This window comes from Acidovorax sp. 56 (genome assembly GCF_002749705.1).
Taxonomy (GTDB): Bacteria; Pseudomonadota; Gammaproteobacteria; order Burkholderiales; family Burkholderiaceae_C; genus Acidovorax.
Window position 1 is genome coordinate 3,846,712 of sequence record NZ_PEEV01000001.1, and the last position, 12,177, is coordinate 3,858,888.

Below are 12,177 nucleotides of genomic sequence, written 5' to 3' on the forward strand. Positions count from 1 at the left end.
ACGAGGGGCTTTCTCAGGGCGCTTTGCTGGCTTGGCCTGTTTCTGCATCCCAGCCGCCGCCCAGCGCCTTGAACAGCGTGACTTGATTTTGCAACTGCCCCAGGCGCACCTGCACCACGCCTTGCTGCGTGCTGAACAGTGAGCGCTGTGCGTCCAGCAAATCGAGGTAGCTGGCCACCCCGTTTTTGTAGCGCAGATCCGCCAGGTTCAGGCGTATGGCCTCAGCCTCGGCTTGCTTGGTTTGCGCGTCCAGTTGCTCTGTCAGGGTGCTTTGGCTGGCCAGCGCGTCAGACACCTCCCGGAATGCCGTTTGGATGGCCTTCTCATACTGCGCTACGGCGAGTTTGCGGCCCACCTGTGCACTGTCGAGGTTCGCTTGGTTGGCGCCCGCATCGAACAGAGGCAGCAGCAGCGATGGGGCCAAGGTGAAGCCCCAGGAGCCGTTTTTGAACAGGCCTGAAAGCTCGCCACTGGCGGTTCCGGCCTGCGCCGTCAAGGCAATGCGCGGAAAGAATGCGGCGCGCGCGGCTCCAATGTTGGCATTGGCCGCCACCAGTTGCTGCTCTGCCTGTCGAATGTCTGGCCGCTGTGCCAGCAGATCTGAGGGCAAGCCTGCAGGAACTGTTTGCATGCTGGGGGCGGCCCGCAAATCGCTGCGGGTCAAGCTGGCTCGAATGTCTTCAGGCAACGGTTGGCCCAGCAGCAGGGCCAGGGCATTCTCGTCGAGGGCTCTTTGGCGCTGCTGCTGGGCCAGCGTCGCCCGTGCGGCCTGGGTCAGTGATTCCGCTTGCCGATAGTCAAGTTCTGACGCTGCCCCGGAGTCCAGCCGCAGCTTGGTCAGCCGCACGGACTCTTCGCGGGTGGTCAAGGTCCGGCGTGAAAGCTCCAGCAACTGCTCGTCGGCCAGCAGCGTCAGCCAGCCATTGGCCACTGCGCTGATCAGGCTGACCTGGGCGGCATTGCGCCCTTCTTCGCTTGCAAGGTACTGTGCCAGTGCCTGCTCCTTGAGGCTGGCGACGCGGCCAAAAAAGTCCAGCTCCCAGGCGGTGACAGCAAGGCCCACGCTGAAGCTGTTGGTCAGGTCGCCAGAGCCCGAGGCGGGCGCGCGGGAGGCATTGGCGGCCAGCCCCACTGCAGGGTACTGCGCCGCTCTGCGCACCTGAAACTGTGCGCGCGCTTGCTCGACATTGAGGCTGGCGATGCGCAGGTCACGGTTGTGGTCCAGCGCGATCTCAATGAGCTGTTGCAGGCGTGGCTCGGAGAAGTAGCTGCGCCAGGAGGGGAGCGGAGCGCCGGGCTGCGTCGACGCTGCGGTGTAGCCCGTGGGCACTGGGGCTGCAGGGCGCTCGTATGCCGGAATCATGGAGCAGCCAGCCAGCAGGGCCACCATCGCCAGGCTCAGGGGGGCGAGTTTCTTAGTCATGGTTTCCAATTCCTGCTTCTTCTGCATGGCGGCGGTTCATTTCTTGTTGGCGTGCGCTGCCCTTGAAGAGCCCGCGCACGACCACGAAAAAGACGGGGACAAAGAACACCGCCAAGACGGTGCCCGTGAACATACCCCCCAGCACACCAGTGCCGATGGCGCGTTGGCTGGCAGACCCGGCGCCGCTGGCAATGGCCAGTGGCACCACGCCCAGGCCAAACGCCATTGAGGTCATGATGATGGGCCTGAAGCGCAAATGCGCTGCTTCCAGGGCCGACTCAATGACACCCTTGCCTTGGGCTTGCAGGTCTTTGGCGAACTCAATGATCAAAATCGCATTCTTGGCAGACAGCCCAATGATGGTGATCAGCCCCACCTGGAAGTAGACGTCGTTGGCGTATCCCCGCATCAGCGTGGCGAGTAACACCCCCAGCACGCCCAGCGGCACCACCAGCACTACGGCCAACGGGATGGACCAGCTTTCATACAGTGCAGCCAGGCAGAGGAACACTGCCAGGATGGCAAAGCTGTACAGAATCAAGGACTGTGAGCCTGCGAGCTTTTCTTCACGCGACTGCCCGGTCCATTCAAAGCCAAAGCCTGCAGGCAACTGGCCGGCCAGCTTCTCCATCTCCGCCATGGCCGCTCCAGTGCTCAGACCTGGCGCAGGGCTGCCAGAGATGCGCATAGCGGGATAGCCGTTGTAGCGCACCGTCTGTTGTGCGCCCTTGACCCACTTGGTGGTTGCAAAGGCCGAGAGTGGCACCGGCTTGCCTTGGCTGTTGCTTGCGTTCAATTTCATCAGGTCATCCGGCTGCATGCGGGCAGGGGCATCCGCCTGCACCACGACACGCTGTAGTCGCCCCTGGTTCGGGAAGTCGTTGACATAGCTGGACCCCAGGGCGGTGGACAGCGTGGAGTTGATGGCATCGAACGTCACGCCCAGTGCATTGGCTTTGTCGCGGTCAATGTCAATTTGCAGTTGCGGGGCGTCTTCCAGTCCGTCTGGGCGCACTTGCGTGAGCACCTTGCTCTGGGAGGCCATGCCCAGCAGTTGATTGCGGGCATTGACCAACGCTTCATGCCCCGCACCGCTGCGGTCTTGCAAGCGGAACGTGAACCCGCTGGCGTTGCCCAGTTCGGGGATGGGCGGTGGGCTGAGCGGGAAGATGAATGCATCGCGAATGCCCATCAGCCCACCAAAGGCGCGGTTGGCCACGTCTTGCGCCGACTGGCCTGGACCATGGCGCTCGCTCCAGTCCTTGAGCGTCACAAAGGCCAATGCTGCGTTCTGTCCTTGGCCAGAAAAGCTGAAACCCAGAACCCCCACCATGCTTTGCACTTCGGGCTGCTTGAGGATGAAGTTTTCCACTTGCTCCATGGCGGCCAGCGTCCGCTCCTGCGTCGCGCCCGGCGGCAACTGCACGTTCACGATGATGTTGCCTTGGTCCTCGCTGGGCAAAAAGGAGGTTGGCAGGCGCATGTAGACGACTGCCACGGCACCCACGATGGCCGCGTAAATGACCAAATATCGCGCTGTGCGCTTGAGCATGCGAGCGACCCAGCCTTCATATCCTTTGGCGGCAACGGTGAAGCGCCGGTTGAACCAGCCGAAAAAGCCCGTCTTTTCGTGGTGGTGGCCTGCTTCCACTGGCTTGAGCAAGGTGGCGCACAGCGCTGGCGTCAACGACAAGGCCATGAAGGCCGAGAACCCGATAGACGCCACCATGACTGCCGAGAATTGGCGGTAGATATTGCCGGTAGAGCCTGCGAAGAACGCCAGTGGCACGAACACGGAGATCAGTACCACGGTCACGCCAATGATGGCGCCCGAAATCTGGCGCATGGCTTTGCGTGTGGCTTCCAGCGGCGAGAGACCTTCTTCGCTCATGATGCGCTCGACGTTCTCGACCACCACGATGGCATCGTCCACGACGATACCGATCACCAGCACCATGCCGAACATGGTGAGCACGTTGATGGAGAAGCCCAGCGCCAGCAACGTCGCAAAAGTGCCCAGCAACGCAATCGGCACCACGATGGTGGGAATGACGGTGTAGCGCCAGTTCTGCAGAAACAGGAACATCACCAGGAACACCAGGGCGACGGCTTCCAGCAGCGTTTTGGCCACTTGGGTGATGGAGATGTCCACAAAGCGCGAGCTGTCGTAAGGAATGCTCCAGCTCATGCCTTGGGGAAAGTACCGGGACAGCTCGTCCATCTTGGTGCGCACGGCTTTGGCTGCCTCCAGCGCGTTGCCGCTAGGAGACAACTGGACACCGATGCCAATGGCCGGTTTGCCGTTGAGTCGGGCGGCGGTGGCGTAGGCCTGGCCGCCCAGTTCCACGCGCGCCACATCCTTGATCCGAACGGTAGAGCCGTCTGCATTGGCCCGCAGGATGATGTTGGAGAACTGCTCTACGCTGGACAACTGGCCTGTCACCACCACGGTTGCGGAAATGCCCTGGCCTGCCAGGTTGGGCAAATCGCCAATGGTGCCGCTGGCCACTTGTGCATTTTGGGCGCGGATGGCTGCACTCACTTCGGCCGCAGAGACGTTGAAGCTCTCCATCTTGGCGGGGTCGATCCAGATGCGCATCGCCCTTTCGGTGCCGAAGAGCTGGGCCTGGCCGATGCCGCTCAGCCGCTGCAGTTCAGGCACCACGTTGCGAGATGCATAGTCACCCAGCGCCACGGTGTCTGTTTTCGGGTCGCTGGAGGACAACATCGTGAACAGCAAGAAGTTGGACCTCGATTTGTCCACGCGCACGCCTTGCTGCGTGACGGTTGACGGCAGCCGTGGAGTGGCTCTGGACAGCCGGTTTTGTACGTCTACCTGCGCCAGGTCTGCGTTGGTGCCGGGCTGGAAACTCAGCGTGATGCTGCCGGAGCCGTCTGCTTGTGCAACGGACTCCATATAGATCAACCCCGGGGAGCCATTCATCTCGCGCTCAATCACCGACAGCACACTGTCTTCCAGCGTCTGTGCAGAAGCGCCTGGGTATGAGGTATTGATGACGATGGACGGCGGAGCGACGGGGGGGTACTGCGAGATGGGCAGCTGGGTGATTGCCACGCCCCCCATGACCATGATGAACAGTGCGATGACCCACGCAAAGATGGGTCGGTCAATAAAGAACTTTGCCATGTGCGTGCCTCTCAGGGCTTGGCTGCAGATGCATCGGCTGCCGGGGCCGGAGCGGGCGTTGCAGCCTGTCCGGGCGCCTGCCATGGCACGGCTTTAACGGGAGTGCCTGGGGGCAGCATCTGCAGTTTCTGAAAGCCATCCACCATGACCTTTTCGCCCGCTTGCAGGCCTTCACGCACGACCCAGCGGTTGTTTTGTGCCGCACTGATCTTGACGGTGCGCTGGCTGATCTTTCCGTCATCACCCACCACACTGACTGTGTCCCCTTGCTGCGTGCGCGTGACCGCTTGTTGAGGCAGCGTGATGGCATTGCTGGCCTGTGCCTGTTCCAGTCGCACACGCAGATACAGGCCTGGCAACAACTCGCCCTTGGGGTTGGGGACTTCTGCGCGCAAGGTCACCTGACCCGTGCTCGCGTCCACGGACAAATCAGAAAAAAGCAGCTTGCCCGCTTGGGCGTATTCGGTGCCATCGCTCAGGATCAAGCGAACGCTGGCAGCCTCCTTGCCGTCTGCGCGCTTGAACTGCCCGTTGGCCATGGCTTTGCGCAATTGCAAGATGTCGTTCGCAGACTGGGTGAAGTTCACGTACACAGGGTCAATCTGTTGAATCACCGCCAAAGGGGTTGCTTCCCCTTGGCCGACCAAGGCTCCCTCGGTTACCAATGCACGCCCAATGCGCCCGGAAATGGGGGCCGAGACGCTGGCGTAACCCAGGTTGATGCCTGCCGTGCGCACGGCCGCCTTGGCTGATGCCACATCGGCTTGAGATTGCTTGAGCGCCGCTTCGGCGTTCACATAGTCTTGCTTGCTGATGGCGTTGGCTTCGACGAGTGGGCGATAACGCTCCAGTTGGGCTTGGGTCTGCGCCAGGTTGGCTTCGGCTTTGGCCTGGCTGGCTTTGGCACTGTCCAGGGCTGCTGCATAAGGGGCCTCGTCGATTTTGAACAAAGACTGCCCAGCCTTGACATCGCTGCCCTCCTTGAAGGTTCGCTGCTGCAAGATCCCTGCAGCCCGAGCCCTCACTTGTGCAACGCGAGAGGCCTCTACACGCCCTGGCAGTTCGGTCACCAGCCCAATGTCGCCGGGCGTCGCTGTCACTGTCCCGACCTCTACTGCAGGCTTTTGGCCGCCGGCTCCGGCTGGTGCCGACGCCTCTTTGCCGCAAGCGGCTAGCAATAGGCTGGTTGCGACAAGGCTCCCGAGAAGCAGGTGCTGTGTTCTGTTGGATGTTTGTTGAACGGGTTGTTCATCATGCAAGCGAAGCATGGAAATCCTTTGGTGATGAGGCGAGAGGAGGGCTGATGTGCCCGTAGCCTGAAACAAGATGGCCACAAAAGATGGCAGGGGCGCGAAAACCCGACATGGCTGCTGAGAGATTATACATACAGTCATGAATGTATAATGAATTTGCAGCACGTGCTGGCGATGACGATGCTTGTAGAAATGGATGGCGAAATGGTTCGCAGAACAAAAGAAGATGCGGCGGCTACGCGCAATGGCCTGATTGATGCGGCCGAGCGTGTGTTTTGTGAGAAGGGTGTGTCGCGTGCGTCTTTGAGTGACATTGCCAGCGCTGCAGGGGCTACCCGTGGCGCGATCTACTGGCATTTCAAGGACAAGGTGGATCTGTTCAATGCCATGATGGATCGGGTGACTTTGCCGCTGGAGCAAGGGTGTGCTCAGTTTTCGTGTGTGGCGGGCGGAGATCCCGTGGGGCGCTTGCGCGCTGTCATGGCGTTTGTGCTCCATGCGGTGGCGTCCAATGCGCAGGCTCGGCGGGTTTTTGAGATTGCCATGTACAAGGTGGAGTACGTGGATGAAATGGCTGCGGTGCGGGATCGGCACATTGCCGCGTCGGGTAATTTCACTGCCCAGCTGGCTCGCGACTTTGCGCTGGCTGTGGAGGGGGGGCGATTGAGCATGCCCTTGTCTCCGCATGAGGCGGCTGTGTCATTGCATGCGCTGTTCGACGGGTTGATCCAAAACTGGATTCTTGGGCAGGGCGGGTTTGATCTGGTGAGTGTGGGGGGGCGTGCGACGGATGCTTTTTTGCAGGGGGTGGGGCTTTGCTGGTCCGTTGCTGACACGTAGTGCAAGGTGATCGCCTGGAGCGTTGCTCCGTGCGATAATCCGTGGCTAACATGTGAATTCGTGCGGCTGTAGCTCAGTGGATAGAGTATTGGCCTCCGAAGCCAAGGGTCGTGGGTTCGATCCCCGCCAGCCGCACCAGATAAATATGTTGCTTGAATTTCGGGTTTTGTTTAGGTTTGCAAAAACCGTGCTAGAATTCAAGGCTGATCGGAGGGGTGCCCGAGTGGCTAAAGGGGGCAGACTGTAAATCTGTTGGCTTACGCCTACACTGGTTCGAATCCAGTCCCCTCCACCAAAATTTAGTGTGAGTTTGTCTGTTGGGTTGTGCAGGCTTCGCAAGAGTCGTTGGCTTGTGCGGGAGTAGTTCAATGGTAGAACCCTAGCCTTCCAAGCTAATGACGCGGGTTCGATTCCCGTCTCCCGCTCCACATTGTTTTGGTTTTGTAGTTTCGTCTGACATCATTGATGTGATGCTTGGATTGCCCATGTGGCTCAGTGGTAGAGCACTCCCTTGGTAAGGGAGAGGTCGCGGGTCCGATTCCCGCCATGGGCACCACTTTCGGGTGCGTCCGGTTCTGGTTGCGCCAAGATCCTGTTTTTTGAAATAGATATTTTTCGGAGTCGGAAAAATGGCAAAAGGAAAATTCGAACGCACCAAGCCCCACGTCAACGTGGGCACCATCGGTCACGTGGACCATGGCAAGACAACCCTGACGGCTGCTATCGCCACCGTGCTGTCTGCCAAGTTTGGCGGCGAAGCCAAGAAGTACGATGAAATCGACGCAGCGCCCGAAGAAAAGGCACGCGGCATTACCATCAACACTGCCCACGTTGAATACGAAACCGCCAACCGCCACTACGCTCACGTGGACTGCCCTGGCCACGCTGACTATGTGAAGAACATGATCACTGGCGCTGCCCAAATGGACGGCGCTATCTTGGTGTGCTCCGCTGCTGACGGCCCAATGCCCCAGACCCGCGAACACATCCTGCTGGCCCGTCAAGTGGGTGTGCCTTACATCATCGTGTTCCTGAACAAGTGCGACATGGTGGACGACGAAGAACTGCTGGAACTCGTCGAAATGGAAGTTCGCGAACTCCTGGACAAGTACAGCTTCCCTGGCGACGACACCCCCATCGTGCGTGGTTCCGCCAAGCTGGCTCTGGAAGGCGACAAGGGCCCTCTGGGCGAACAAGCCATCGACAAGCTGGCCGAAGCCCTGGACACCTACATCCCTACGCCTGAGCGCGCTGTGGACGGTGCCTTCCTGATGCCTGTGGAAGACGTGTTCTCGATCTCCGGTCGTGGCACCGTGGTGACGGGCCGTATCGAGCGCGGCATCATCAAGGTCGGCGAAGAAATCGAAATCGTCGGTATCCGCGACACACAAAAAACCACCTGCACCGGCGTGGAAATGTTCCGCAAGCTGCTGGACCAAGGTCAAGCTGGCGACAACGTTGGCCTGCTGCTGCGCGGCACCAAGCGCGAAGACGTCGAGCGCGGCCAAGTGCTGTGCAAGCCCAACTCGATCAAGCCACACACCCACTTCACTGCCGAAGTGTATGTGCTGAGCAAGGACGAAGGCGGCCGTCACACGCCTTTCTTCAACAACTACCGTCCTCAGTTCTACTTCCGTACGACTGACGTGACTGGCGCCATCGAGCTGCCAGCCGACAAGGAAATGGTCATGCCTGGCGACAACGTGTCGATCACTGTGAAGCTGATCAACCCCATCGCTATGGAAGAAGGCCTGCGCTTTGCTATCCGCGAAGGCGGCCGCACTGTGGGCGCCGGCGTGGTTGCCAAGATCATTGCTTAATTAGTTTGTGTATAGGGGTATAGCTCAATTGGCAGAGCGTCGGTCTCCAAAACCGAAGGTTGTAGGTTCGATTCCTACTGCCCCTGCCACTTAAAGTGGCTCAATCAAAGCCCGCCAGTATCTGGCGGGCTTCGGTGTCTTGTGTGATGCCGTGTGAAATGAAGTGAAAGTATCAAACATGGCTGCCTCACAGGTTGAAACCGTAAGTTCCGGTGCGGAAAAAGCAAAGCTTGCTGCTGCTGTTGCTTTCGTGCTAGCTGCTATTGCTGGTTTTTATTTGCTTGGAAAGCAAGGTGTATACGCTCAGTGGGCGGCCCTGATTGTCGGGCTGTTGGCTGCTGCGGGCGTTTTCTTGGTTTCTGAGTCGGGCCGCCAGTTTGTTGCATTTGCGCGTGATGCTTGGCGCGAAGTCAAAAAGGTGGTTTGGCCAACCCGAAAAGAAACACTGCAAATAACAGCTTACGTTTTTGCCTTTGTGGTCATCATGGCCTTGTTTCTGTGGTTCACGGATAAAACGCTGGAATGGGTTTTTTACGACCTCATTTTGGGATGGAGAAAGTCATGACAACCGATGCAGTGGTGGCCGATGGCGGTGCTCCCGTTTCATCCACGCCCTCTAATCCTGATTTGCGTTGGTACATCGTTCATGCCTATTCGGGCATGGAAAAGGCGGTTGAGCGCAACATTGTCGAGCGCATCGGCCGCGCTGGCATGCAAGACAAATTTGGCCGAATTCTCGTCCCCACTGAAGAAGTGGTTGAGATGAAAAATGGCCAGAAGAAGACGACCGAGCGGCGTCTTTTTCCTGGGTATGTCTTTGTTGAAATGGTGATGGACGACGACACTTGGCACTTGGTGAAGCACACCAACAAAGTGACGGGTTTCGTTGGTGGGGTCAAGAATCGGCCTGCGCCCATCTCGGAAGACGAGGTGCAAAAGATCGTCAGCCAGATGCAGGAAGGCACTGACAAGCCACGCCACAAGGTCGAATTCATGGTGGGTGAGTTGGTGCGGGTCAAGGAAGGCCCATTCACTGATTTCAATGGCTCGGTCGAAGAAGTCAACTACGAAAAGAATCGTCTGCGCGTTTCTGTGATGATTTTTGGCCGGTCTACACCCGTCGAATTGGAATTTGGACAGGTTGAAAAGACCTGAGCCTAGTGGAATAAATACCTCGCATTTTTCGACTCGGTGCGAGAGGTTTTGGTGAGTCGTTAACCCCCGGGGAGCCTGCTAGTGCATGTTGCATAGGCAGGCGTTACAACCCGCAAGGAGCAAAGCATGGCGAAGAAAATCGTCGGTTTTATCAAGCTGCAAGTCCCAGCAGGTAAGGCCAACCCATCCCCACCAATCGGCCCCGCGCTGGGTCAGCGTGGCCTCAACATCATGGAGTTCTGCAAGGCATTCAATGCGCAGACCCAGGGCGTCGAGCCAGGCCTGCCATTGCCCGTGGTCATCACGGCTTTTGCGGACAAGAGCTTCACCTTCATCATCAAGACGCCGCCTGCGACGACTCTGATCAAGAAGGCCATCAAGCTCGAGAAGGGTTCTTCCAACCCTTTGAAGACCAAGGTCGGCAAGATCACTCGCGCACAGCTTGAAGAGATCGCGAAGACCAAGCTGAAGGACATGAACGCTGCCAACGTCGACGCCGCTGTGCGCACGCTGGCTGGCTCTGCACGCTCCATGGGCGTGACGGTGGAGGGTTTGTAAAATGGCCAAGCTGACAAAGAAGCAAAAAGCCCTGCAAGGCAAGGTTGACAGCACCAAGCTGTACGCTTTCGCTGAAGCAGTTGCAATCGTGAAAGAAGCTGCTACCGCCAAGTTCGATGAATCCATCGATGTGGCCGTTCAACTTGGCATTGATGCCAAGAAGTCGGACCAAGTGGTGCGTGGTGCTGTGGTGCTGCCTAACGGTACCGGCAAGACGACTCGCGTGGCCGTCTTCGCCCAAGGCGCCAAGGCTGAAGAAGCCAAGGCTGCTGGCGCCGACATCGTGGGTATGGACGACTTGGCCGCCATGGTCAAGGCCGGCGACATGCCTTTCGACGTGGTGATCGCTGCCCCTGACGCCATGCGCGTTGTGGGTACGCTGGGCCAGATTCTTGGTCCACGTGGCCTGATGCCTAACCCCAAGGTGGGTACCGTGACGCCTGACGTCGCTACGGCTGTGAAGAATGCCAAGGCGGGTCAAGTGCAATTCCGCGTCGACAAGGCTGGTATCGTGCACAGCACGATCGGTCGCCGTTCGTTCGACAACGAAAAGCTGCAAGGCAACCTGGCTGCGCTGATTGAAGCCCTGAACAAGGCCAAGCCAGCTACCAGCAAGGGTCTGTACCTGCGCAAGGTGGCTGTGTCCTCCACGATGGGCTTGGGTGTCCGCGTGGATACGCAAACCATCGCAGCGTAATTGCAAAAAATCTTCAATCTTGCCTTCGGGCGAGATTGATGTGGTGGGCTGAGGCTACCTCGGTAGCTTCAGGCCATCCAAGACCGTTGGTGTGTGAGTTACTCGCGCTTAAAGCCAGAGATGGTGCCAACGCAGATGGCGATCCCGCTGCAGATGGAAATTTTCCAAAACAGTTGGTCGCTGCAACAAGAGCGCGCACAAGGCCATCGCCGAGTGCGCATTTTAAGGAGTAGACCTTGAGTCTTAATCGCAGTGAGAAAGAAGCGGTCATCAGTGAAGTGACCAGCCTCGCCGCTAAAGCTCAAACGCTCGTGATCGCGGAATACCGTGGCATCACGGTCGCCGACATGACCAAACTGCGCGTTGATGCACGCAGCAAGGGCGTCACCCTGAGTGTTCTGAAGAACACCCTGGCTCGCCGTGCTGTGGCTGGTAGCGCATTTGACGTTGTGGCCGACCAGATGACCGGTCCGCTGATCTATGGCTTCTCCGAAGACGCTGTGGCTGCCGCTAAGGTGGTGGCCGATTTCGCGAAAACCAACGACAAGTTGGTGATTCGCGGTGGCGCTTTCGGTGGCAAAGCCCTGGATGTCAACAGCGTTAAGCAACTGGCCAACATTCCTTCCAAGGAAGTTTTGCTGGCTCAGATTTGTGGCTTGCTTATGTCCCCCATGTCGCGTACAGCCGTTGTGCTGGGCGCGCTGGCGGCGAAAAAAGGCGAAGGCGCAGCCGAAACGGCCGCCGAACCTGTTGCGGCTTGATAGCCCGACAGACAACCAACTAATTGTTAGGAAATAAAAATGGCATTCGATAAAGACGCATTTTTGACCGCTCTGGACAGCATGACGGTTCTGGAACTCAATGACCTGGTGAAGGCCATTGAAGAGAAGTTTGGTGTGAGCGCTGCAGCCATGGCTGCTCCTGCTGCCGCTGGTGGTGGCGCTGGCGCTGCTGCTGCTGAAGAAAAGACAGAATTCAATGTGGTGCTGACTGACGCTGGCGCCAACAAGGTTTCCGTCATCAAGGCAGTGCGCGAAATCACCGGCCTGGGCCTCAAGGAAGCCAAGGATCTGGTGGACGGCGCTCCAAAGAACGTCAAGGAAGCTATTGCCAAGGCTGACGCTGAAGCCGCAGTCAAGAAGCTGGTGGAAGCCGGTGCCAAGGCTGAACTGAAGTAATTCGGTCTCTTTCAAGGGCTGGAGTGCTCCTCAAGGGCCTCCAGCCTTTGGCGCTTTCAGAGCGCACCCGAAAAGTGACTTGATGCAGGGCGTTATGAGTCTGCA

11 protein-coding genes and 5 tRNA genes are annotated in these 12,177 nt (G+C 58.6%); 13 read left to right on the top strand and 3 right to left on the bottom strand.

Annotated elements, in window-relative coordinates; all coding sequences use genetic code 11:
• Positions 1-13: 13 nt before the first annotated feature.
• From CLU88_RS17075 to CLU88_RS17085, 3 genes are read right to left on the bottom strand one after another with little or no spacing between them, the layout of a single operon-like run.
• Positions 14-1,423, bottom strand: a complete 1,410-nt coding sequence (locus tag CLU88_RS17075) for an efflux transporter outer membrane subunit (RefSeq protein WP_143226040.1) — start codon at positions 1,421-1,423, stop codon at positions 14-16.
• On the bottom strand, positions 1,416-4,571 hold the full coding sequence (locus tag CLU88_RS17080) for an efflux RND transporter permease subunit (protein ID WP_099657615.1): 3,156 nt from the start codon (positions 4,569-4,571) through the stop codon (positions 1,416-1,418). Before CLU88_RS17080 ends, CLU88_RS17075 begins: the two co-directional genes overlap by 8 nt.
• 11 nt (positions 4,572-4,582) lie before the next feature.
• A complete protein-coding gene (locus CLU88_RS17085; RefSeq protein WP_099657616.1) occupies positions 4,583-5,839 on the bottom strand; it encodes an efflux RND transporter periplasmic adaptor subunit in 1,257 nt (418 codons plus the stop codon).
• Positions 5,840-6,028: 189 nt separating this feature from the next.
• Here CLU88_RS17085 and CLU88_RS17090 point away from each other — a divergent pair, with 189 nt between their 5' ends.
• From CLU88_RS17090 to rplL, 13 genes are all read left to right on the top strand, one after another.
• Positions 6,029-6,664 carry a TetR family transcriptional regulator gene (locus CLU88_RS17090; RefSeq protein WP_099658964.1) on the top strand — a complete coding sequence of 212 codons (636 nt, stop codon included), beginning with the start codon at positions 6,029-6,031 and terminating at the stop codon, positions 6,662-6,664.
• A 62-nt stretch (positions 6,665-6,726) separates the two neighbouring features.
• Positions 6,727-6,802, top strand: a tRNA-Arg gene (locus tag CLU88_RS17095).
• Positions 6,803-6,873: 71 nt separating this feature from the next.
• Positions 6,874-6,959: transfer RNA gene (locus CLU88_RS17100), tRNA-Tyr, on the top strand.
• Between the two features lie 59 nt (positions 6,960-7,018).
• A tRNA-Gly gene (locus tag CLU88_RS17105) sits at positions 7,019-7,092 on the top strand.
• A 53-nt stretch (positions 7,093-7,145) separates the two neighbouring features.
• Positions 7,146-7,220: transfer RNA gene (locus CLU88_RS17110), tRNA-Thr, on the top strand.
• Between the two features lie 73 nt (positions 7,221-7,293).
• Positions 7,294-8,484: an elongation factor Tu gene (tuf, locus tag CLU88_RS17115; RefSeq protein ID WP_099657583.1), complete on the top strand. Its 1,191-nt coding sequence runs from the start codon at positions 7,294-7,296 to the stop codon at positions 8,482-8,484.
• 13 nt (positions 8,485-8,497) lie between these two features.
• Positions 8,498-8,573, top strand: a tRNA-Trp gene (locus CLU88_RS17120).
• Between the two features lie 89 nt (positions 8,574-8,662).
• Entirely contained in the window at positions 8,663-9,049 is a 387-nt protein-coding gene (gene secE / locus CLU88_RS17125) for a preprotein translocase subunit SecE (protein ID WP_099657617.1), read from the top strand.
• Entirely contained in the window at positions 9,046-9,639 is a 594-nt protein-coding gene (nusG, locus tag CLU88_RS17130) for a transcription termination/antitermination protein NusG (protein ID WP_099657618.1), read from the top strand. The genes secE and nusG overlap by 4 nt, the downstream gene beginning before the upstream one ends.
• Before the next feature lie 126 nt (positions 9,640-9,765).
• Entirely contained in the window at positions 9,766-10,197 is a 432-nt protein-coding gene (gene rplK / locus CLU88_RS17135; RefSeq protein WP_099657619.1) for a 50S ribosomal protein L11, read from the top strand.
• A 1-nt stretch (position 10,198) separates the two neighbouring features.
• Positions 10,199-10,894, top strand: coding sequence for a 50S ribosomal protein L1 (gene rplA, locus CLU88_RS17140; RefSeq protein WP_099657620.1), 696 nt, complete (start codon positions 10,199-10,201; stop codon positions 10,892-10,894).
• Positions 10,895-11,130: 236 nt separating this feature from the next.
• Entirely contained in the window at positions 11,131-11,655 is a 525-nt protein-coding gene (gene rplJ / locus CLU88_RS17145) for a 50S ribosomal protein L10 (RefSeq protein ID WP_099657621.1), read from the top strand.
• A 39-nt stretch (positions 11,656-11,694) separates the two neighbouring features.
• Positions 11,695-12,072, top strand: coding sequence for a 50S ribosomal protein L7/L12 (gene rplL, locus CLU88_RS17150; protein ID WP_099657622.1), 378 nt, complete (start codon positions 11,695-11,697; stop codon positions 12,070-12,072).
• Positions 12,073-12,177: the final 105 nt, after the last annotated feature.